The organism is Novosphingobium sp. SG751A (assembly GCF_013149295.1).
Classification (GTDB): Bacteria; Pseudomonadota; Alphaproteobacteria; order Sphingomonadales; family Sphingomonadaceae; genus Novosphingobium.
In genome coordinates, this window is sequence record NZ_JABGCB010000036.1 from 1 (window position 1) to 23,514 (window position 23,514).

General features: G+C 64.2%; 17 protein-coding genes. 12 read left to right on the forward strand and 5 right to left on the reverse strand.

The genetic code is table 11. From position 1 onward, the window contains the following. From FHW96_RS24655 to FHW96_RS24680, 6 genes are all read left to right on the forward strand, one after another. Positions 1-1,214: TonB-dependent receptor domain-containing protein (locus tag FHW96_RS24655; protein ID WP_216651062.1), on the forward strand; the 1,214-nt coding region annotated here is incomplete at its 5' end. A gap of 171 nt (positions 1,215-1,385) precedes the next feature. Continuing rightward, positions 1,386-2,267 (forward strand): STN domain-containing protein, encoded by an 882-nt coding sequence (locus FHW96_RS24660; RefSeq protein WP_172343217.1) that lies wholly within the window; start codon positions 1,386-1,388, stop codon positions 2,265-2,267. A gap of 3 nt (positions 2,268-2,270) precedes the next feature. Beyond that, a complete protein-coding gene (locus FHW96_RS24665) occupies positions 2,271-3,902 on the forward strand; it encodes a TonB-dependent receptor domain-containing protein (protein ID WP_172343218.1) in 1,632 nt (543 codons plus the stop codon). 178 nt (positions 3,903-4,080) lie between these two features. Continuing rightward, positions 4,081-5,439 (forward strand): hypothetical protein, encoded by a 1,359-nt coding sequence (locus FHW96_RS24670; RefSeq protein WP_172343219.1) that lies wholly within the window; start codon positions 4,081-4,083, stop codon positions 5,437-5,439. Next, positions 5,436-6,731: a PHB depolymerase family esterase gene (locus FHW96_RS24675; protein WP_172343220.1), complete on the forward strand. Its 1,296-nt coding sequence runs from the start codon at positions 5,436-5,438 to the stop codon at positions 6,729-6,731. The genes FHW96_RS24670 and FHW96_RS24675 overlap by 4 nt, the downstream gene beginning before the upstream one ends. A 20-nt stretch (positions 6,732-6,751) precedes the next feature. Next, positions 6,752-7,738 carry an MBL fold metallo-hydrolase gene (locus tag FHW96_RS24680; RefSeq protein WP_172343221.1) on the forward strand — a complete coding sequence of 329 codons (987 nt, stop codon included), beginning with the start codon at positions 6,752-6,754 and terminating at the stop codon, positions 7,736-7,738. A 29-nt stretch (positions 7,739-7,767) separates the two neighbouring features. On the opposite strand, the gene FHW96_RS24685 is transcribed toward FHW96_RS24680, so the two are convergent. From FHW96_RS24685 to FHW96_RS24700, 4 genes are all read right to left on the reverse strand, one after another. Next, positions 7,768-8,961, reverse strand: coding sequence for a histidine-type phosphatase (locus FHW96_RS24685; protein ID WP_172343222.1), 1,194 nt, complete (start codon positions 8,959-8,961; stop codon positions 7,768-7,770). Between the two features lie 17 nt (positions 8,962-8,978). Beyond that, the gene (locus FHW96_RS24690) at positions 8,979-11,768 is read right to left on the reverse strand and encodes a TonB-dependent receptor (RefSeq protein ID WP_172343223.1); all 2,790 of its coding nucleotides are present in this window, start codon (positions 11,766-11,768) and stop codon (positions 8,979-8,981) included. A 122-nt stretch (positions 11,769-11,890) separates the two neighbouring features. Next, positions 11,891-12,832 carry a FecR domain-containing protein gene (locus tag FHW96_RS24695; protein ID WP_172343224.1) on the reverse strand — a complete coding sequence of 314 codons (942 nt, stop codon included), beginning with the start codon at positions 12,830-12,832 and terminating at the stop codon, positions 11,891-11,893. Further along, a complete protein-coding gene (locus tag FHW96_RS24700; protein WP_172343225.1) occupies positions 12,795-13,391 on the reverse strand; it encodes an RNA polymerase sigma factor in 597 nt (198 codons plus the stop codon). Before FHW96_RS24700 ends, FHW96_RS24695 begins: the two co-directional genes overlap by 38 nt. A 187-nt stretch (positions 13,392-13,578) precedes the next feature. Between FHW96_RS24700 and FHW96_RS24705 the strand changes: the two genes are divergently transcribed. The 6 genes from FHW96_RS24705 to FHW96_RS24730 all read left to right on the forward strand — a co-directional run bounded on the left by FHW96_RS24705 (position 13,579) and on the right by FHW96_RS24730 (position 22,889). After that, positions 13,579-14,427, forward strand: coding sequence for an RMD1 family protein (locus FHW96_RS24705; RefSeq protein WP_172343226.1), 849 nt, complete (start codon positions 13,579-13,581; stop codon positions 14,425-14,427). A 133-nt stretch (positions 14,428-14,560) separates the two neighbouring features. Further along, positions 14,561-17,329 (forward strand): TonB-dependent receptor, encoded by a 2,769-nt coding sequence (locus FHW96_RS24710; protein ID WP_172343227.1) that lies wholly within the window; start codon positions 14,561-14,563, stop codon positions 17,327-17,329. Between the two features lie 118 nt (positions 17,330-17,447). Beyond that, the gene (locus FHW96_RS24715; RefSeq protein ID WP_172343228.1) at positions 17,448-18,008 is read left to right on the forward strand and encodes an RNA polymerase sigma factor; all 561 of its coding nucleotides are present in this window, start codon (positions 17,448-17,450) and stop codon (positions 18,006-18,008) included. After that, on the forward strand, positions 18,005-18,940 hold the full coding sequence (locus tag FHW96_RS24720; RefSeq protein ID WP_172343229.1) for a FecR domain-containing protein: 936 nt from the start codon (positions 18,005-18,007) through the stop codon (positions 18,938-18,940). Before FHW96_RS24715 ends, FHW96_RS24720 begins: the two co-directional genes overlap by 4 nt. Next, positions 18,941-21,517, forward strand: coding sequence for a TonB-dependent receptor (locus FHW96_RS24725; protein ID WP_172343230.1), 2,577 nt, complete (start codon positions 18,941-18,943; stop codon positions 21,515-21,517). Positions 21,518-21,770: 253 nt separating this feature from the next. Continuing rightward, positions 21,771-22,889 carry an MFS transporter gene (locus tag FHW96_RS24730; RefSeq protein WP_216651063.1) on the forward strand — a complete coding sequence of 373 codons (1,119 nt, stop codon included), beginning with the start codon at positions 21,771-21,773 and terminating at the stop codon, positions 22,887-22,889. 3 nt (positions 22,890-22,892) lie between these two features. On the opposite strand, the gene FHW96_RS24735 is transcribed toward FHW96_RS24730, so the two are convergent. Further along, on the reverse strand, positions 22,893-23,514 hold a 622-nt coding region (locus tag FHW96_RS24735), incomplete at its 5' end, for an NAD-binding protein (protein WP_172343232.1).

Sequence of the window (23,514 nt, forward strand, 5' to 3'; positions counted from 1 at the left end):
TGATAACCTCCGACACGGACGCCTCCTTCAGTGGTGTTCAACACCTCCACTATGGCACATCGATGCCGTCGGGGGGCGTCCACCCCATCAGCTTTTACCACTGGAACTATCTGTGGGGCTTTCGCGGCGTGAACAGCGGCGTGGCCGATACCGATCAGGATGTGGTGCATACCACCTCGACCAACGCGCTGTTTGGCGAAGTGACCTATCCGGTCACCGACAGGCTGCGCGCGATTGTCGGCCTGCGCCAGAGCTGGGACCGGCGCACCGACAATTTCCAGAACGGCAACACCGTCACCCAGACCTTCGGCATCAGCATGAGTCATGCCGATTATCGCGCGGGCGTGGAATATGACGTGGCGCCCCATTCGATGGTCTATGGCACGGTTTCGACCGGCTATCGCCCCGGCGGACAAAGCGCCTATAATCCTGTTCTGAGCCAGCTCTACACCTTCCAGAGCGAGGTCAACACCGCTTTTGAGGTCGGCTCGAAGAACCGCTTTTTCGACAATCGCCTGCAATTCAACGCGGCCATGTTCTATTACAAGATCAGCAATTATCAGAACCTGGACAAATATAACGGGTTCGATCCCAATGACGGCACCGGCGTGGCATGCGCCAACGGCGATACGCGCGCGGCCTGCACCGTGCCCACCTTTGGCATGAAGGCGCATACTTTCGGCATCGACGCCAGCCTGATCGCCAATATCACGCCCGACGATGTGATCTCGGTGGCGGGCACCTATCTGGACGCCAAATTCGACAAGAAGCAAGGTACCTGCGCCACGGTCGGCCTGAACGCGGCGGCGGCGCTGATGGGCTGCGCGGATGGGTATAATGACCAGAACACCGGCGCGCTCAAATTCTTTGACGCCGCAGGTGCGGTACAGCCGCATTCGCCCAAACTATCGTTCAATTTTGCCTATAATCACACGTTCCGACTGGCCTCGGGCGCGACGTTCAAACTCGGGGGCAATGCCTTCCATTCCTCGGGCTATTGGGTCAACCCGGTTCAGGACGATGCGCAGCTTGGCTATCAGCCCGCCTATTGGATGGGCACGGCGGACGCCAAATATGTCTCGCCCTCGGGCCGCTATTCGATCGGCGCCTTTGTCAAGAATATCGGCAATTATGCGGTCAAGCAATCAGTGCTGCCCGCCACGTCAATTGGCGATCCGCGCACCTATGGCGCCACTTTCGCCGTCAAATTCTGACGCGGCAGCCTGATTTGAAACGAATGGCCTGCGCCGCAGTCTGCCGCACGGGCCATTCGTTTTTTGTCCACAACATTCATTAATTCACCAGCCCCTCTAGCCGAAAGGCGCCCACCACCCCTAGATCGCCGCAGGGACGCATAAGGTCGCCACGGGCAGGAGAGGGTGAAAATGGGCTTGGGGCGCTGCGCCCTCTGGCTGATGGCGGGATCGAGCCTTGCGACCCTTGCGCCGCCTGCCCGCGCGCAAGGGATGCCCGAACGCGCCCTTAATCAGCCATCCCTCAATCAACCATCCATGCCGCTCGATCAGGCACTGGCGCGCGCGGCCGAGGCGCTGGGCATCCAGTTGCTGTTCGACCCCACCGCGCTGGGCCATCTACAGGCGCCCGCCATCAAGGGCCATTTTCGCCCGGAGCAGGCACTGGCGCAATTGCTGGCCGGATCGCATTTTCAGGCCGTGTCCGGCAATGGCCGCATCTTCGTGCTTCGCCCCGCGCCCGCCAAAGCGCCCACCCAGCCTACACCCAGCCACGCTTGGCCCACCGCTGCTTGGCCCCCGATTATCGTGACCGCCGCGCGATACAGCCAGGACGCCCAGAAATCAGCGCTCGGCCTGTCCATATTGCCGGGCCGTGGGCTTGCCATGGCCGCCGCCACCGGCGCGGAGCAAGTCCTGAACGGCATCCCCGGCATCAACAGCAGCCGCCAGCCTGACGGCATTTCGATCAACATCCGCGCCCTTGGCGCCGATATGCCCAGCGGCACCACGCAAGGCTCGGTCGCGCTGGAATTCGATGGCATCTATTCGATCATGGCGCTGGGCACCTCAATCGGTTGGTATGACATTGACCGCGTTGAAATCAGCAAAGGGCCGCAATCCACCCGCTATGGCCCCAATGCCGAAGGCGGCATCGTCAATGTCATCACCGCCCAGCCCCGCCTCAACGACCTATCGGGCAGCGCCACGATCACGCTTGGCTCGGCCGGATTGCGGCGCGCCGAGGCGGGGCAGACGATCCCGCTGGGGTCCCGCGCGGCGCTGCGTCTGTAGGGCATGGCGGCGGTACGCAACAGTTGGTTCACCCCGGCGCTGGCCGATCTGGCCACGCAATCGATGCGGGCCAATCTGTTGTTCGAACCATCCTCCCCGGTCCAATTGCGCCTTGGCGCCGAGGTCAGCCATCTGGGCGGCACGGGCGGCGGGGCCGAGGCCGATGTGCCCTTTGTAGTGGACAAGGTCGCGCCCTATGCCGCCGACAGCATCAATGCCTCGGGCAATCCATGGGCGCTGGGAGACAGGACCGAGACCGGCCGCAATCACGCCGATCTCTGGCAAAGCGCCATCACCGGCCATGCCGGCCTTCGGCTCGGCCAAGGCGCGGTGTTCGACGCCGCGCTGGCCCATCTCTCCATCGCGGGACATCAGGACATCTGCCCTCACGCCGGAGCGCCATGGCTGATCAGCGGGACGAGCAGTTGCTATACCGTTCACGAATTTGCCCCCTTCGGCCAGACCTCGGCCGAATTGCGGCTGCACAGCCCCGATGCCGGCCCATGGCATTGGAACATCGGTCAATATCTGTGGACCTATGGCAAGACGAGTTGGGCGCAGGCCGACCAGACGGTGCCCGGCCCGGCGGGCGCCAGCCATGTCGGCGCCCGCACGCTGGCGCTGTTTGGCGAGGTGACGGTGCCGATCCGTGACGGCTGGCGCGTGGTGGGCGGGCTGAGGCAGAGCTGGGATCATCGCGTGCTGCGCCCGGCCTCGATGAGCACGACCTATGCGGCGGATTTTCATCACATCGATTTTCGGCTGGGCTATGAATATGATGTGGCGCGCGACGTGCTGCATTACACCACGCTGGCCTCGGGCTATCGCCCCGGCGGACTGACCTATGACGGCAATCTGTCGGACGCGCGCCGCTTTGACGCAGAAAGCACGCTGGCGCTGGAAAGCGGCATCAAGGCCGGCCTTGGCCGGGTGCTGCAATTCAACCTTGCCGCCTATGCCTATCGGCAAAGCCATTATCAGGACATCGACAATTACAACGGCTTTTCCGTCACCTTGGCCAATGGACAGTCCTATGTCTGCGCGGCGGGCGGGGCCCAGCCTGCCCAATGCTCGGTGCCGGTTTTCAACATTGCCCGCGCCAGCAGCTATGGGCTGGAATGGAACATCCGGGTGAGACCGGGGGCCAATGACCAGTTCGATCTGGAAGGCGCCCTGATGCATGCGCGTTTCGGCAAGAACCTGCCCACCTGCGCCACGGCCGCAGCGCCGCAGGCGCCGGGCTGCTGGATCGGCTATAATCATCAGCAGACCGGCGCACTGCACTTCGTCCGGCTGGATGGCGCGGTTCAGCCCCATGCCCCGACCCTCACCCTGCGCCTGCGCTATGAGCATAGTTTTCATCTGCGCTCGGGCGGGGTGATCCAGGCGCAGGGCGATGGCTTCCACTCCTCGGGCTATTGGGTGGGGCCGGTGCAGGATGCCGCGCTGTTCGGGTGGCAATCGGCCTATTGGACCGGCGGGCTGAGCGTGAGCTATCGCGCGGCTTCGGCGCGGTTCGAACTCTCGGCCTATGTACGCAATCTGGCCAATTATGCGGTCAAGATGTCGGCCTTGCCCGCCACCACCCTTGGCGATCCGCGCAATATCGGCCTCTCGGCAAGGCTCGACTGGTAGGTCGCAGGTCGATTATAAATTCAAATTTATGCAGACTTCATTGATATATCGACGCAAGGGTTTGAGTTATCTGCCCCGCATCGCCATGAACGCATGCACCAAAGGGTCCGCGGTACAGGCTGGAGAGGGTCATGATGATATTTACGGCGCGCCTCGCCGATGGCGAAGGTTTCCCCGCATGAAGAGGGTGCTTTTTCTGACCGCCGCCCTTGCGCCGGGCGCGGCGCAGGCCGGGTTGACCGCAGGTGCAGGCAGGGCCGCCATCGAGCTGCCCGCCAGCCTCTTGCCCATCGACAGGTTCACCGACCAGCTGGATCCCCTCGAAGTCCGCGTGCTGACGCTGAGCGACGGAACCCGCAAGGCAGCCATCGCGTTGATCGACCAGACCTCGCTGAGCGCGCGCGATGTCTCCGCGATGCAGGCTGTGGTGGGCAAGGCAACCGGCGCGGCGGGTCAGGATGTGCTGGTGGTGGCCTCACACACATTTTCCGCGCCGCATATGTTTGCCGCCAATCCGCCGCCGGGCATGGCCGTGGACGAGGCCGAAACCCTGCGCGCCCGCGCCTATGTCGCCAATGCCATGGCCGCGCTGGAAAAGGCCGCGCATCAGGCCGCCGACACTGCCGCCGCCGCTACGCTGCGCTTTGGCGCCGCGGCCAGTCAGGTGGCCGTCAACCGCAATGTCGAAACCCCCGAAGGCTGGTGGCTGGGCGCCAATGAGGCGGGCTATTCAGACCGGACCGTGACGACAGTGCAGTTGGAAAGCACCGATCATCGCCCAATCGCCTCGCTGGTCAATTATGCCGTGCAATCCTCGGTGATGGACCAGACCGGCGCGCGCGATGGCGGCCCCGATGGCGGCCCCGATGGCGGCAAGGCGGTCAGCGCCGATCTGGCCGGCGCCACCATGCGGCGGGTGGAAGAGCATCTGGGCGGGGTCAGCCTGTTCCTGACCGGGGCGGCGGGCGATCAGGTGCCCGCCTATACCGCGCGCCGCTATGCCTATGGCGCGGATGGCAAGCCCGCGCTGATCAGCCTGGGCGCGGCGGGCTATCCGCTGGTGACGCTTCAGGGCGAAAGGCTGGGCGATGCCGCCCTGCGCGCGGTCCGCGCCGCCGCCCCGATCCGGGCCGAGCGTCTCGCCCTGTTCCAAGGCAAGGTCAGCCTGACCATGCAGGAGCGGCCCAAACAGCTTTCCCAACTCAAACCCTCGCGCGATTATCGCTATCAGATCAACGGGCGGGCCGATGCGCCCTTCACGCTGCTGACGCTGGGCGATGTGGCCATCATCGGGGTTCAGGTGGAATTGAGCGCGGCAACCGGGGCGTGGCTGCGCGCCCATTCGCCCTATCGCCACACGATGGTCGCCACGATGGTCAATGGCGCGGCCAAATATCTGCCCGACGCGCAAAGCTATCGGCGCATCACCTATCAGGCGATGAATTCGTCCTACGGCCCCGGATCGGCCGAGGTCTTGGCGCAGGCCATCGTCGCGCAACTGGGCCGTATGGCCAAAGCCGGAAAGGGCGCCAAATGAAGCATTTTCTCCATCGTCGCGCGCTCATTCAGGGCGGGCTTGCGCTGCTGCTTTCGCACCGGGCGGCGCGGGCGGCGGGCGGGACCTATCCGCGCGCCACAGCCATGACCCGCGTGTTTGGCGAGGGGCCAAAATTCGTCGCCGTCGCGCTGGATTACGGCGTTCCGGTGATGGGCGGCAAGCTGGGCGCGGATGCTTTTGCAGTCGAGGGGCGCAAGGTCGCGCGCGCCTATACCTGCGACAGCCCCACCGGATCGCCAAGGCCGAGCGGGCGTTTCGTCATCCTCGAACTTTCGGAGCAGGACAAGGATGCCGCGCTGCGGGTCAACACTCCCGGTGGCCCGCCGATGAACGGCCCCCCGCGTATGCCCGCCTTCACCGTCCGGCAGCCTCAAGCCAGCATCCGCCAGATCGCGCCGATCAGGCTGGCCAACGGGCGTGTAGTGGCCCCCTCGCCCGCGCCGGTGGGTGTCGGGGTGGTAATCACCCCCATCGTCGATGATTTCCGCCAAATGGAATGGCGCGATCCGGCCAATGGTTTGCTGATCCGCTATAACCTCTTCGTGCCCAAGGGTTATTCGCCCCAAAAGCGCTATCCGCTGGTTCTGTTCATGCATGATGCCAGCGTGACCACCATGCTGACGCGAGCCACGCTGATGCAGGGGCTGGGGGCGCTGTGCTGGGCCAGCCCGCAGGATCAGGCCAAGCGCCCCTGTTTCGTGCTGGCCCCGCAATTCGAACGGCAGGTGGCCAATGACGATTCCGAAACCACCGGCGAGATGGACAGCACGGTCGCGCTGATCGGGATGCTGGGGCGCAAATATTCGATTGATCCACGCCGCATCTATACAACCGGCCAGTCGGGCGGGGCGATGATGTCGATTGCGATGAACATCAAATATCCCGACCTGTTTGCCGCCTCCTTCATCGTGGCTGGGCAATGGGCGGCGGAAAAATGTGCCTCGCTGGCGCGCCAGAATATGTGGATCATGGTGGCGCAGGGCGATCTCAAAGCCTTTCCCGGCCAGAACGCGATCACCGCCGAAATGGAACGCCATGGCGCCAAAATCAGCCGTGCGACGTGGGATGGCCGCTGGGACGCCTCGCAATGGCGCGACCATGTCGCCGCCATCACCGCGCAGGGCAACCGGGTGATCTATACCGTTCTGGGCCAAGGAACCGTGGTTCCCGAAGGGCAAAGCGACAATGGCGGGTCGAACCACGTCAACACATGGCGGATCGCCTATACGATCCCCGAAATCCGCGACTGGATCATGGGGTGGCACAAATGAACGGCAAAGGGAGCATGAGCATGCGCCACTATCTGACGGGTCTGGCCCTCGCCTGCGCTATGGCTGCGCCTGCTGTGACGGCCGAAAATGCCTATACGCCGCCCGCGCTGATCGACTATTCGGCGCTGCATAATGTGCTGATCCGTTCGGACGATGGCACGCTGACGCCCGCCGACGTCCCATATTACCGGTCCAAGCTGATCGCGCCGGGCACATGGCAGATCGAGAGCGACGGTGATTATTCCTATCTGATCGAAGGGGACAAGGAAGCGCTGGCCATCGACACCGGCTATGGTGCGGGCAATATTCGCCAATATCTGCAGACGCTGACCCAAAAGCCGGTGCGCATGGTGGCCAGCACCCATTTCCATTTCGACCATACCGCGCTCAACGGCTATTTCGACCGGGCGTTGATGTCGAAGGAAACGGCAGAAAAGGCCACCATTCCCTATCCCAGCTTTGGCGCGATGAAATTCCCGCGCGATTATCCGGTGCAGATCGTCAAGGATGGCGATGTCATCCCTCTGGGCGGGCGCGACATTCTGGTCATCATGGGCGGCAATCATACGCCAGGCAGCACGATGTATCTGGATACCAAACAGCGCATCCTGTTTGGCGGCGATGAATTCATGCCGCGCGGGGTGCGCGTGGGAATCACGGTGGAGCAATTCGCCGGGATCATGGAGCGCGTTGTCGCCCATCGCGGACAATTCGACCGGATCGCGGGAGGGCCGGGGATATTCGATGGCCATGATGCCGACAAATTGCTGGCCGCGGCGCAGGCCGTTCTGGCGGGCAAGGAAGGCGAGATGCCCAAGGGCGGCCCCGGTGGAATGCCCGGCGCGGCCAATGGCCCGGCGACGCCGGAGGGCGTGACCGTCTATCAACGCCGCGCGGTGCGGGCGCCGGATCGTCCGGCGGGGCTGGGCGGCGCGCCATCGCCCACGGCGCGGGTGATGGCGGTGGACGGCCTGCAAATATCCTATGACGTCAACCGCATCCGATAAAGGGGCGGGTCATCCCCGCCCCATCTGCATCACGGCTTCAGAGCGGTCAAAACCTCGTTCAGAGGACACAGACCGCCCTGCACCGGATGACGGCAAGCCTTGATGGCCATGGGCTGACGCACCGATGCGCCCTTGCCGCCCCGCATCGCCGCCAGCGATTGCGCACGGTAGCTTGCCCGCACCAAACGTTGGCCCGACGGCATCCGCAGCACTTCCAGCACAATGGCACCGCCCGGCGCAGGATCATCGGCAGCGAAACCCGCCACGCGCCAATGCAGACCCAGCACCCCCGCCAGATTGGCGATATTCGTGTCATGCCCAAGGATCAGCGCCAGCCCGACGCGCCCCTCCAACCCCTCGCGCAGCACCGGCGTCAGCCCCGCCAGATTGGGCGCAGCAATCGGCCCAGGGCGCGCGAGCAGCCGAAATTCCTCGGCATGAAAGGTGGAAAGCGCGGCAATATCGCCCGCGCCGGCCCGTCCCCAGCCGACCTCGCCCATCGGCTTGCCATCGGCATATTCCAGCAGCAGGATCTGCGCGGCGGTCGATGCCCGGTCCAGCAGGCCCGACAGTTTGGGTCTGGCCTCCGCCGTGGCGGGGCGGATCTGCGTAGGCTCAGCGCCAAGGCCGCAAAGCGTAGCTGCGCCGCCACACAGGATCGTATTCAGCCGCGCATAGAGCGGGGCCAGTCTGCGGTCGATCCCGGCCAGACCTTCCGGGCCGATGGCCTGCTCGACGGCGCCTGCCGCCGCCACTGGATCGATGCGCGCCAGCCCGGCCGAAAGCGGGCCGAAGCGCGGATCAGCCTGATCCTGCGGCAAATGGTCGATGGCGCGCGCGCATTTGGCCAGCGCGCCCTTGGCCCAGTGCTGGGCGGTGGCGATGGTGCGCTGGTCGCTGTCGGCAACGATATGCATCCGGGCACTATCGGGGCAGCGCGCGGCAGGCAGCACGCCGATCCGCCGCAGCCATACACCATCGTCCACGCCAAGGCGCTCGACTGCCTCTCCGCCATGCGCGGTCAGCCACCCCGGCGGCACATCCCAGCGCGGCCATGCGGCAGCGGCGGTCCCGGCAGGCATGGCCGGGTCCTTGGTGGGCGGGCGAATGCCATGGCGCATCAGCACCGCAACGCTTTCCACCACAGGGCCGGCGGCGGCGGGTCTGGCCTGCACCGGCCCGGCGCAGGCCAAGGCGGCCACGATCATCATCATCTTGCGCATTAAATCAGCCCTTCTGCTCAAAAATGCATCTGGACACCGCCGCGCAGCAGCGTGCCGTAACGTTCGCGTTCGATCAAATAGGCCCGGTTGGCCCCCAGATAGCGCCGCCACCCGGCATCGGTCAGGTTGACCGCATCGCCAAACACGGTGATCGCCTTGCGGATCTGATAGGAAACATGCAGATCAAGCTGACCATTGGCGTCGGTATACTGATCCAGCGCCGCGCTGGTGCCAAGCGTATCGAGATAGGCCGAGCGATAGGAAAAAGCGAGGCGCGCGCCAAAGCCGTATTTCTCGTAAAACACCTGCGCCGAGGCGACATTCTTCGACTGATAGGCCAAGGGCAGGCTGGACCCGGCGCGGACCAGCGGCGCGCGGGCATGGCCCCAGACATGGCTGAAATTGGCCGAGAGGCCAAAGCCCGACAGCGCGCCGGGCAGATTGGTGAACTGATGCTGAGCGTTGAATTCGACGCCCGAGATCAGCTCGTCCTGCGCATTGATCGGCTGGGTAACGGTGGCATTGGTATAGGCGACATTGGCGAATGTGCCGTTCACCCCGGTCTGGCCATAGGTATAGATCGGGTTGTCGATGGATTTGTAAAAGATGCCCGCCGAAAGGATGCTGCCCTTGGCCGGATAATATTCGACCGCCGCATCCAGATTGACCGCGCGATAGGGCTTGAGATTGGGGTTGCCCATGGAGATGGCAGGCGTGGAGGGCGTCGAGGTGTCAACGATGACATAGGGCGCCAGATTGGGATAATTGGGCCGCCCGATCGAGGTCGTCACCGCGCCGCGCAGCAACAGATCGCGGCTGACATCATATTTGACGTTCAGGCCGGGAAAGACATCGGTATAGCTGACCTTGCCGAAACTGTTGAACCCATCGCCGAGCGTCGAAGAGGCCGTCACCAGCTTGGCCTTTGTGCTGTCATGGGTGGTTTCCACACGAAGGCCGGGGATCACCGTCAGGCCGCCGAATTTCAGCTTGGCCATCACATAGCCCGCGCCGATCGTCTCGCGCACGTCATAGTCGCTGGAAAGCGAGTCCGAGATCGTGCTGCTGGTGCTGACGGCGGCATAGCCGGCCATATTGGCGTTGAGATAATCGCGCGCGGCGGCATAGTTGATGCGCGTGCCAAACGCGAACATGCCGTCATAAAAGCTGCTGCCCCCGGTATAGCCGACATTGGAGAGCAGCCATCCGGTGGCCAGCGTGGTCTTGGTCGCGCTCCATGTGGTCTTGTCGTGGTCGTCGGCCTTGTGGCGGTCCATCAGCTTGACGCCCGCCTTGATTTCCGAACCGTCGCCCCATGCGATGGGGTGCGTGTAATCGGCCTTGCCCTGCCAGATTTCCTCGAAGGCATAGCGGTGTTCGAGGTTGTATTTCGAGAAATAGAATTTGGACGGATCGTTGAACAAGCCCGCAAAGCTGCCCGAAGGGGCCAGCGTATAGGGATAGGTCGAGCCGTCATAGGCCAGCGAGGTGACGCCGCCCTTGGCGGTGGTGAAGGTGAACTCGCTGCGCACCGGATCGACCTTGACCGCGCGCGAATAGCCGCCAGACACCTCCAGCGTACCGCCCGCCAGATCGGCAAATTCCCCGCCCAGCGTCAGGCCGGTCGTATGGTCATTTTCCTCGCGGCGGCGCACGAGGATAGTGGCCGTGGCTTTCGAAGGCGCGCCGGTGGTGGCGTCATAGGCGGTCACGGCCAAACGGTTCTGGTCGCGGGTTTCGTGGTCCTGAAATTCGGAATAGGTGGCGCGCAGATAAAGCTTGGTCCGATCATTGGGGTGCCAATCGAAATTGCCCACCAGACCAAGGCGCGTGCGGGTCAGATTGTAATCACGCAACCCGTTGCCATCGGGAACGCCGGTGGTGGCATAAGTCGCCGCGCTCGATCCCTGATAGTTCTGGCTCTCGATGGGGCGGCGCGAATAATTGACGCTGAGCACCGCGCCGAATTGCTGCGCGCTGCCGAAACGGCCGCCCAGCGTAGCGTCCAGCTCATAGGGCGATTTCTTGTTGATCTGATACTGCCCCGCCGCCCCGCGCAGGTCGAGGAAGAAGGGCTTCTTGCTGTCAAAAGCGGTTTTCGTCTTGATCGAGACTTCGCCCGCAATCGCATTGGCGTCCTGACTGGCCAGCAGCGATTTGGAGACGCTGATCGACTGGATCATCGCGCTGGGGATGTCGTCCAGCTTGACCTGACGGCCGTCAGGTTCGGGCGCGGGCTGGGTCATGCCGTTCATCGTTACATTGGCCAGCGCCGGGTCGATGCCGCGAATGATCGCATAGCGGCCCTCGCCCTGATCGTTGGCAGCGGTCAGGCCGGGCAGGCGCTTGATCGCTTCGGCCACGTTCTGATCGGGCAATTTGCCCACGTCATTGGCGCGCAGCGTTTCGACCACATTGTCGGCCCCGCGTTTTTCGGCAACCGCCTCGCGTTGGGCGGCCAGAGCGCCGGTGACGACGATGGCGCCGCCCTCATCGCCCGCATCGGCCAGCCCGGCGGTGATGACATAGGATGTCTCGCCTGCCTTGCGCACCGACAGGCCGGTGCCGCGCAGCATCCGGGCCAGCGCCTCCTCAATGCTCATGGCGCCCGTAATGGCATTGCTGCGGCGGCCTTCTGCGGCGCTGCCGGTGATGATGATCTGGACATTGGCCTGCCGCGCGAACAGGCGCACCGCGCCCGCGACATCCTGCGCCGGAACGTCGAAAGTGGCGGCATGGGCCGCAACAGGCAGAGCAAGGCTGGTCAACATTGTGCCAATGGCGAGATGGCGAAGAAACCCGGTCATGAAACCCTCACATGGACGGTGGGCCGTCTATTCGGCCCCATCACCTGCTCGACGGGGCGGGATCGGGTTTCCTTTGGGGCGAAGCAAAATTATTTTGCGACTGTGATCTTGGCGGGCGCAAATCACTTTGCGCCGATCACCCATCCGCCATCCTCGGCGCGCATCGGCGCATTCAGGCCCAGCGCGGCGGCGCGAGCGAAGCCTTCGGGATCATCCAGACGAAAGGCCCCGTAGAATTTTTCACGCCCCAGCGCCGGATGGGCCAACCGGATCGTGGCCCGATTATGCCGGTTGAATTCACCCAGCGCACTTTCCAGCGTTTCCCCGTCCAGCTCGATCCTACCGCTGGTCCATGCCAGCGCGCGCTCCAACGCGGGCGCGGCCAGCCCCATACGCACCGGCGCGCCATCCTTACCCAGCCGCACTCCCTGCCCTGCCGTCAGCCGCAGTACCACCGCCCCCCGGCGCACCTCCACCTCACCCTCGCTGACCAGCACATTGACCGTGTCGCCCTGCGTGGTGACGCTAAAGACCGTGCCGATGTCGGTGATGGTCACAAGGCCCGCCTGAACGCGGAAAGGGCGCGCGGCATTATGCGCCACGCGAAACAGCGCCCGCCCCTGCGATAGGCGGACCTTGCGCGCATCCTCGTCCAGATCGACCCGCAGTTTGCTGGCCGCATCCAGCGTCAGCGCGCTGCCGTCGGCCAGCGCGAGGCGGCGCAATTCGCCCTGTGTGGTAGTATAAGTCTGGGCCCCCGGATCAATCGCAACCCATGCCGCCAGCGAAGCCGCCAGCAGACCCAAAGCGCCCGCCGCCAACCGCCAGCGACGCAGCGGCCGCGGCGTTTCCTGCGCCGCAGGCGCAGCCGCCGTGGCCAGATGCAGCAAGGCCTGCGCGCGCAGAAATGCCCCGCTGTGACGCGGATGCTCATCCAACCATGCCTCAAACTGAGCGCGCTGCGCCAAGGGCAGATCTTCCCCCCCCGCAGCATCCAGCCGCGCGGCCCAAACGGCCGCTTCGGCCTCAAGCGTAGCGGCGGATTTTTGTCCCTCTTGCTGCAATGTCTTTCCTGTCTTCGCCCGAAGGTAGCGGGCCGTCCATTTCTGCGCAACGCAACCCCGCCTGCAACAGGCGGAGCGCCTTTTGTATATCGTTTTCCACCACACTTTCGCTGACGCCCAGCTTTTGCGCGATGTCTCTTTGCGACAGGCCCTCGATCCGCTTCATCGTGAAGATCTGTCGGCACCGATCCGGCAGAGCCGCCAGCAATTCCTCGACGATCCGCCATTGTTCGCGCGCCGCCAGCACGCTTTCGATGCCCGTCGTCTCATCTATGACGAAGTTCTGGGCGCTTTCCGTAAGATCCTCGAAACGAATAATCGCCGCGCGGCGCAACTGGTCGCGCCACAGATTGCGCGCGGTCTGCATGAAATAGGCGCCCGGGCGCGTGATATGATCGACGCAGGACAGCGCGGCAAAGCGGCAATAGGCGTCCTGAACGATGTCATCAACATCGCCCGGCCCCACGCCCAGACGGCGCAGCGCGGCCCGCACGGCAGGCTCTTCAGGCACGATATGGCGGGCAACCCAGCCGATGATGGCAGGCGAGGCACAGGGCATGACGCAATCTCCTGCGCCCAGCCGCTAGGAGGCTAATGCGAAAACTTGGTGACAGTGCCCCATCCGCCCTACTCCCAATAGCTGGAACGGCCCGGCGGCGGATATAAATCCACGCGGGCAACAAGAAGTGTTATATTTCCGCCCTATCCCTGCGCCAGTTTTTGGCAAAGCCTGACGGGAGAACAGCATGATCGCCACCGCCGCCGATAATCCCTCCTCCTCCACCGGCTATCTGGGCCATCCCGATTTCGTGATGCTGGGCGCGCTGCCTACATCCGGGCGGCTGGTGGCCAGTGCAAGGGTGCTGGCCGGGCGCATCGACACGCGCGCGCTGGTCGAGGACAATCGTCGCCTGCCGCCATGGGCGGGCGAGGGACTGTCCTTCGTGTTCCGCTATGGCGCGGTGGTTTCCATCACCGCGCCGGATGAGACACCGGGCCGCATCGACGACGCGCTGGGCCGCTATCTGCGCGATCCGGCGGGCATGATCGAGGTGGAAACCGCCGACATCAGCCTGACCCGGCACGGCACCGACCGGATCGGCGAGGAAGGGCAGATCCTGCTGGCCGATGGGGACGAGGCGCGGCTGACGCTGGTGGCCATCGTGCTGGCGCGCAGTGTGGTGCTATCGCGCGACGAAATCGCGGTTTCGCAGGCTTTCGACCGGATCGCCCCTTTGGTGTCCGACCTGCGCGAAACCGGGCGGACGCGCGCGCCGGTGCGTCAGGCGATGCAGTTGGTGGGCGAAGTTCTGGCCGCGCGCCACCGGGTGATGGCCAAGGTTCAGGCCGACGAACGCCCCGATGTGCTATGGGACAATCCCGAGCTGGACCGGCTCTATGCAAGGCTGGAGGCCGAACACGAATTGGACGACCGCGCCGAGGTGCTGGAGCGCAAATTCGTGGCGCTGGGCGATTTTGCCGAGGTACTGCTCAACATCATTCAGGACAAGCGCGCCTTTCGGCTCGAACTGGCGATTATCGCGCTGATTGCCTTTGAAATCGTGCTGGCGCTGTTTAACATGCATTGGCGATAGAACTTGTGACCCTCAAGCATACTATTGCAATATCATGACATTTTAGCGTAATTTATTTTTGCCCAGCCCCTGTCCCCCTACCCTCGATCCTTGCGTCTTCCCCAACGACACATTCGTGCAAGGGGTTTTTGCAATGCGTTCGGTTCACCTTTTCCTGCGTCCTTCTCACACCGTCATCGCGGCGGCTCTCGGCCTTGCCTTGATGCCCGCCATGGCACGCGCCCATGAAGCCGCCGCGGCCGACGAAGAGGCCGCCGCCCAGAGCGACGAGGCCTCCACCATCGTCGTGCGCGGCTTTGGCCAGTCAATCAAGAATGCCATTGACCTGAAACGCCGCGCCTCAGTCTCGCTCGATTCCATTCTGGCCAGCGACATCGCCTCCTTCCCCGACACCAATCTGGCCGAGGCGATCCAGCGCGTGCCGGGCGTGGCCATTACGCGCGATGCGGGCGGCGAAGGGCGCCAAGTGTCACTGCGCGGTTTCACCCCTGATTACACGCTGGTGCGCGTGGCGGGCATGACGGCGATCTCCACCTCCGGCTCGATTGACGCGCGGGGCGGCACGTCCAATTCGCGCTCCTTTGATTTCAATCTGTTCGCCTCGGAACTCTTCACACGCATCGACGTGCGCAAATCGGCCGAGGCCAGCGTCGAGGAAGGCGGCATCGGCGGCACGATCGACCTGCATACCGCCCGCCCGCTCGATTATGCCAAGCCCCGCTTTGCCCTCTCCGGCCAAGGCTTTTACAACAGTTTCTCCAAGGATGTCGCCCCGCGCATCGCGGGTCTGGCCAGTTGGCGCAACGAGGAAGGCACGCTGGGCGCGCTCGTCTCGGTCGCTTATTCGCAGCGCAATGTGGTGGAAAAGGGCTTCTCCACCGTGCGCTGGGCAACCGGGGGCTGGAATTTGGCCAATGTCTCCTCCTCGGTCGATCCGGCAATCACCTCGCGATTGAACGCCGGGGCGGCCTCGGCCAATGCGCTCTATTTCCCGCGCTATCTGCGCTATGACCTTTACGCCATCCAGCAAAAGCGGCTGGGCGTGACGGCGGCGTTCCAGTTCCACCCCAGCAGCGATCTGCAATTCGACCTCGACCTGCTCTATGGCCGGTTGCGCAACACGCGCGATGAATATCACCTCGACAGCAATTCGTGGAATAACAGCAGCGCGCTTGGCCGCACCACCGTTTCCGCGCTGGGCGTGACGGGCAATCAGATCACCGGCGGCACTTTCGGCAATGTCTGGGTCCGTTCGGACACGGGCCGCTATGAGGCGCGCAACGATTATTATCAGGGGGTGTTCAATGCCAAGGCGCGCATCACCGACCGCCTGACCGCCGATGCGCTGATCGGCTATCAGATGGCGCAATATGATAATCAGCGCACCGAGCTTTACTACACTCGCGGCGATTCCACCCACACCACCAGCGGATCGACCGTCGGCTTTGATTTCAGCCAGAACCCGAATCTGCCGGTGATGACCTATGGCTTCGACATCACCAGCCCGAACAGCTATATCTTCAACCTGCTGCGTTTGCAGAACCAGCATGTGATGCACAACAATATCGAAGCCAAGCTGAACCTGCATTATGATGTGAACAGCCGGATCAAGCTGCATTTCGGCGGCATCTATACGCGCCAGATGCTCAACCAGCGCTATTACACGCTGGATGTGACCAGCAATGTGGCCAATTCCGCACCCGCCACGGCGCTGACCACCATGCCCTATAATTTCGGTGAAGGGCTGGGCGTGTCGGGCCTGCCCACCACCTGGGCCGCGCCGAACCTGAACACCGCGCGCACCAGCATGAATGCCGATTCCTATGCTCTGGCCATGGATCAGGCCAGCACGGCCCGCATCATCGAACAAGTCTCGGGCGGCTATGTTCAGGGCGACTATTGCGGCAGCCTGCTGGGCCATGATCTGCGGGGCAATCTGGGCCTGCGGGTGATGCATACGGCGATCACCTCGCAAGGCTATATCGGCGGCCTTTGGCTTTCTCAGGGCAGCGGCTACACCGACTTCCTCCCCTCACTCAACGCGATCTGGGGGCTGAGCGAAAAGTTCCAGCTCCGTCTTGCCGCCGACCGCAACCTGTCACGGCCCACGCTGGGCAATCTGATGATCTCCGGCTCGGTTGATGCCAACAACAAGATCATCCGTCAGGGCAACCCCAACCTCAAACCCTTCCGCGCGGATTCGCTCAGTCTCTCGGCTGAATACTACCTCTCGCCGCGTACGTTGCTGGCCGTCACGCCCTTTTTCAAACATATCGAGAGCCTGATTATCAGCAGCTACGACTATCCCACCTATGCCTCGACCGGCCTGCCGCTGACCTTGCTCAACGTGGCCACAACCAGCAATTCGCCCAATGATGTGTTCACCCGCCAGTGGTATTCCAACGGGCAACAGGCCAATGTGAAGGGCGTTGAACTGACCGCCAATGTGGGCTTCGACTTCCTGCCGGGCCTGCTGAAAAACACGGGCCTGCTGGCCAATTACACCTATGCCGACGGCACGGCCACCTATACCAACGCCACCACCGGCAAGGCTTTTACTGCCACCCTGCCGCAATTGACGCGCCATTCGGCCAATGCGACCCTGTATTACACCGATGCGAAATTCGACGCCCGCGTCTCGTTGTCCTATCATGGTCGTTACCTGACTGACCTGCCCGCGGCCAATGCCAATGATCTGGCCGGATACAATCCGCGCACCCAGATCGACGCCTCCTTGCGCTATAATATCACACCCAATGCGGCGATCACGCTGGATGCGGTCAATCTGAACAATGCGGCCGATTCCCAATATGTCGGCAATGTCGCCGACAATTCGAACCGCGTTTACACCTATCTGAAGAGCGGTCGCTCGCTGATGGTGGGCGCACGCATCACGATGTGATGCCGTGATGGCGGGGCCGGAATGATCCCGGCCCCGTTTCACACGAGCGTTTCATATGTTTGAAACACCCCCCCGATAGCGCGCCCGAACAAGGCTGCGGTCGGAAACAAGGGTCGATATGGCAAGCGGCGCAAATGGATATGGCGCAAATGAAGGCGCCAGTGATCGCTCAGGCGCCCTGCTGGGGCATATCACCCATGCGATGGCGCGGGTGCGCCGCTATGTCCACGCCCATATCGCCAATCGCGCCGATGCAGAGGATATTGTGCAGGAAAGTCTGGCCCGAACCCTTCGCCGCGCAGGCGAAACCGGCATTGGCGAACGGGGCATCGCCCGCCCCGATCACTACGCGATCAGCATCGCGCGCAATCTGATGGCCGATCACGCCCGCCATGCCGCCATGGCCGATGAATGTGCGATCGACGATGCACTGACCTGCGCCGCCCCCTTGCCCGATCAGCATGTGCAGCACCGCCAGCGACTGGCCCTGTTCACCGCAACGCTGGAGGCCATGCCCCCGCTGCGCCGCGAAGTGTTTCGCCGCCGCCGTCTGGAAGGCCAGAGCCGCGAGGAAATAGCCGAAGCGCTGGGCCTGCAGCCCGAAGCGGTGAAAAAGCATATCAGCCGCGCCATGGCTCAACTTGCCCGCGCACTTGATGAAGCCGAGGCCGCGCAATGAGCCAGGCCGATCTTTACGAACAGGCCGCTGACTGGCTGGAGGATGCCGGGGAGTGGGACAATGCCCGCCGCGCCGCCTTCCTCGACTGGCTGGCCCGCGATCCCGCGCATATTCAGGCCGCCCGCGCCGTGGCCCGCGCGATGGACGATCCGGCGATGACGCGGGCTTTGCAGAGTCTGCCCGCCTTTCCCGCCAATGATACCGCCGACATCCGCCCTGCTCCGCGTCATGACTGGCTGGCGCTGGCTGCCTCGCTGATGCTGGCGATAGGTCTAGGCGCATGGCATTTTGCCCCGCCCGCCGAGCAAGCGCAGCATTTTGCCACACGCCTCAATGAGGACAGCACCTCGCGCCTCTCTGATGGCTCGATGGTGCATCTCGATCCGGCCACCATGCTCGACGTGCGTATGTCGCCGGATGCGCGCCGCCTGCATCTGGCGGGCGGGCGCGCTCTGTTCGAGGTTGCCCATGCGCCGGAACGCCCCTTTACCGTTGAGAGCGGCCCGATGGCCGTAACCGCCATCGGCACGGTCTTTTCGGTCGATAACAGCCCGGCGGGCCAAGGCCTGCGCGTCGAACAGGGCCGCGTGCGGGTGGTCATCGAGGGGCTGGATCAACCGCTGCTGATCGGCGCGGGCCAAGGGCTGATGCTGGACAAAGCGGACAGGCTGCAACGCTTTACCTTCCGCCCTGATCCGGCGCAGGCCGCCGATCCGCAATGGCTGGTGGTCGATAATGAACGGCTCGATGCGCTGGTTGCCCGTTTGCAGCGCCATTACTCTGCACCGCTGGCTCTCTCTCCACAACTGGCGGGTCAATTGATCAGCGGGCGTTACAAGAGCCATGATGCGCTTGCCAGCCTGCGTCTTATCGCGCGGGCGCATGGCTGGCGCGTGGCGCCGAATGGCGCCGGATGGCGCATAGCGCCCTGAATGCTCGCGCTGCTGGCCAGTATGGCGGCCGGTAGCGCCGCCGTCTGTGATCCCGTGCTGCAACGCGCCGTGCCCGCAGGCGATGCGGCGCAGGTGCTGGTCGCGGCGGCCTCGGCGGGGGGCGTGGCCATTGCGCTGGACCCGCGCGATCTGGTTGGCCTGCGCCTGCCCGCGCTGCGCCGAGGACAGGATTTGCGGCGGGCGCTGGCGCGGATCTGTCCGCCCGCCGGGCTGGTTTGCCGGGTGGAGCCGATGGGCGTGGTGGTGCGCCACCGCTCGGCCCCGCCCCGCCCCATTCCCCAGCCGGCCCCGCCAACCCAAGATGAAAGTCCGATCCTCGTCACCGGGCGCCACGGCGCTGGGGTGATGCTGGAAAGCGAGCGCTCCTTCTCGCTCTCGCGCCTCTCGGCACAGGAATTGCGCCGCCGCCCGACGCTGACCATGGCCGAGATGCTGGTGTCGATCCCCGGCCTGTGGATTGACACCAGCGCGGGCGCCAGCGCCAATATCGCCCGGCTGCGCGGCATTCCAATGGATGGCTATACCGCCATGGCCGTCGAGGAGGACGGCCTGCCGATCCAGCATACCAGCCTGCCATGGACCGACATCGACCAGTTCATGCGGCCCGACATCATGCTGGAAAGCGTCGATTATGTGCGCGGCGGGCCATCGGGCGTGCTGGCATCCAACGCGCCGGGGGGCATTCTCTACCTGCATCTGCGCCGTCCGCCCGATCATGCCGGCGGGCAAATGCGGATCACAGGGACCAGCTATGGCCTTGTACGCCTCGATGGCTGGATCGGCGGGCCGGTGAAAGATTGGCGGGCCATCGCGGGGGGCTATATCGCGCGCGACCCCACCTTGCGCCATATCACCCAGACGCTGGGCGGCGGACAAATCCGCCTGCGCGCCGAGCATGATTTGCCCGATGGCCGCCTGACCATCACCGCGCGCTATCAGGATGACGCCAGCCTCAACACCTCCTCCTATCCGATGGTGCAGAACAATGGGCAATGGAGCGCTTTGCCGGGGTTCGACCCTAGGCGCGGATCATGGTTCGGCCCGGATTTCAACACCGTGCGCTTTATGGCGGCCGATGGCGCGGTGACGCGCGCGGTGGGGCGCAACAATCGCAACCGCGTTTTTGATCTGTCCGGGGCGCTGGTCTCGGGCGGATGGACCGCGCGCCTGCGCCTGCGTCGGTCGGACACCCAGCGCAATGCGATCCTGTCGAGCGGGGCGCCGATGAACGCTTCGGATTTTACTGGCGATCAGGGCGGCCATTATACCCTGCGCCGCAGCGATGGCGCGGCGCTGGCCCCTTCCGCGCTGGTCGAGGTGGTCCAGCCCGCCAGCGCCACGGTCCAGTTGGATGAGATGATCGCGCAGATCGAGCGCGCCGAAAAGCTGGGTGCGCATAATCTGGCGGGCGGACTGTATGCGCTGGTCAACCGCTGGCGCTATCAGCGGATCGTGGCGCGCGCGTTGGTCGAGGCGCGCTCGCAAGGCTTGCTGGTCGATGTGCTGGATGCGCAGGGTGGCCCCGCTCTCACCGATGGCGGCTATCTCTCGCGCGCATCGACATGGGAGCAGACGATGGGGCGCACGGCAAGCCTTGCCGCCTATGCCAGCGACGAATGGCAGATCGCGCCGCGATGGCGGCTGGATGCCGGGGTGCGGCATGAATGGGAGGTGCTGCGCGGCATCGTGGGGATCGCCCGCACGGTTGACCTGTCCACCCCCGCCAGCATCGCCAATCGCGCGGCGCAGGTCGATAGCGGGCAAAGCGCCGCCTATTCCAGCGATTTTGCCGCCACCAACGCCACCATCGCCCTGCATTGGCAGGCGCAGCCCGAAACGCTTGGCCTGTTCGCGCGGGCCAGCATCGGCCATGTCCTGCCCTCGGTGGGCGCCTATCGGACCAGCGCCGCGCCAAGCACGGCCCATAGGCTCGATGTGGCCGAGGCCGAGGCGGGGCTGGTGTTGACGCAAGGGCGGGTGCGACTGGGGCTGACCGGATTTGCCAACCGTTTTCGCGGGCTGGATATTTCGGCCAGCACCATCGACGCCACGTCGGGCGCGATCACTCTGGTGCCGAGGCAAGCCTCCTCGCACAATCTGGGCATCGAAGCCGAGGCGCGGTTTCCCCTGACCAATTGGGCTCAGGTGCAGGGCGCAATGACATGGCAGCAGTCGCGGCTTTCGGATTATCCCAATTTCAATGGCCATGTGCCGCAACGCATTCCCGACATCATGCTGCATGGCGCAATCAGCCTGTCACCGCCGCGCGCGCCATGGCATGCGGGGCTGGATATGACCGCGATGGGGCGGCGCTTTGCCGATGATGCCAACAGCCTGCGCCTGCCGCCCTATGTGGTGATGGGGGTGCAATTCGGATGGGATTTGGGCGCCCGAGGGCGGATCGAAGGTGAAATCAGCAATCTGACCGATGCCATTGCCGTGATGCAGGGAGACGCCATCGCAGGCGACAGCGCATCGGGCGTGAGGACCCCCTATGCCGTCGGCCGGGCGCTGGCGGGCAGAGCCTTGCGCCTATCCTATACGATGGGATGGTAGCGATCGTTCATGCATAGGACTGTAATTGCTGCAACGCAGCATTTGAGGGCCTGACAAAAGGCATATTCCATCCTATATAGGGCCTTGCCTTTGCCGCATTGCACTGCATTGTATTGCGGTGCGGCCTGCCCCCGAATGACGAAAGGCTCCACCCATGAGCGCCCCCGCGCTGGACCCTGCCACGATCGCTTTTACGCCCGCAGACGATGCCTCCCGTTCTTCGCCCGTTGCCTTGGTGCATCTAGCGCTGGCGATGGGCGGATTTGCCATCGGCACCACCGAATTCGCCACGATGAGCCTGCTGCCCTATATGGCCGACGGGCTGCATGTCGATGCGCCAACGGCGGGCCATGTGATCAGCGCCTATGCGCTGGGCGTGGTGGTGGGGGCACCGATGCTGGCAGTGTTGGGGGCTAATCTGGCGCGGCGGACCTTGCTGATCCTGTTGATGGCGATGTTCGGCCTGTGCAATGCGCTCTCGGCGCTGGCGCCCGATTATCACTGGATGCTGCTGTTCCGCTTTCTCTCGGGCCTGCCGCATGGAGCCTATTTCGGCGTGGCAGCGCTGATGGCGGCCAGCCTTGTGCCGCCCGAAAAGCGTACACAAGCGGTAGGCTATGTGATGCTGGGCCTGACGGTGGCCACGATCATCGGCGTGCCCACGGCCAGCATTCTGGGCCAATCGGTCAACTGGCGCTGGGGCTTTGGCGTGGTGGCGGTGCTGGCCCTGCTCTGCGCCGCCATGGTGGCACGCTTTGCCCCGCATGACCGGCCCATGGCCGGGGCCAGCCCGATGCGGGAACTGGGTGCGCTGGGGCGGGGTCAGGTGTGGCTGACGCTGGCCATTGGCGCGATCGGCTTTGGCGGCATGTTCTGCGTCTATACCTATATCGCCTCGACGCTGATCGAGGTGACCCATGCCTCCAAGGCGGCGATACCGCTGATTTTCGCGATATTTGGCGTGGGCATGACGCTGGGCAACATCATCGCGCCGCGCTTTGCCGACCGCGCGCTGATGCCCACCGCCGGGGGCCTGCTGGTGTGGAGCGCAGTGTGGTTGGCGATCTATCCCTTTGCCGTGGGACATGTCTGGGCGGTGGCGGTGGTGGTCTTTGCCATCGGCATCGGCGGGGCGCTCGGCTCGGTGCTGCAAACGCGCCTGATGGATGTGGCGGGCGAGGCGCAAACGCTGGCTGCCGCGCTCAACCATTCGGCCTTCAACATAGCCAACGCACTGGGCCCGTGGATGGGCGGCATGGCGATTGCGGCGGGCTATGGCTGGGCCTCGACAGGCTTTGTCGGGGCAGGTCTGGCGCTGGCCGGGCTGAGCATCTGGGCCGTGGCCGCGCGGGTGGCGCGCCGCCACGGCTAGGGTTTACAGCGTCTTGATGATGGCGGAAAAATCCATTCCGCCATGCCCCGCCGCGTCAAAGACTTCGTAAAGCTCTGCGGCGCGGTGGCCCATGGGCACGGGGGCGCCCGCATCCTGCGCGGCGGCCATGGCCAGTTTCAGATCCTTGAGCATCAGCGCGGTAGCAAAACCTCCCTGATAGTCATTGTCAGCCGGGGTCGTCGGCCCCACGCCGGGCACCGGGCAATAGGAGGTCATCGACCAGCACTGACCCGAAGCCTTGGAGGAAATGTCATAGAAGGTCTGGAGATCCAGCCCCAGCCTTTCCGCCAGCCTGAACGCCTCGCACGTGGCCACCATCGAGGCGCCCAGCAGCATGTTGTTGCAGATCTTGGCCGCCTGCCCCGCCCCGCTCTCGCCCGCGTGGATCACGGCCTTGCCCATGGCCGAGAGGATCGGCTGGGCTGCGGCGAAATCCTGCTCCGTCCCGCCCACCATAAAGGTCAGCGTGCCCGCATTGGCCGCCGCTATCCCGCCTGACACCGGAGCATCGTAAGCGCGCAAAGCCCTGCACCTGTTCACTGATATCGTCATGATTGATTGTGTCCACGAGGAGATCGTGGACACAATGGCATTGGATGACGGG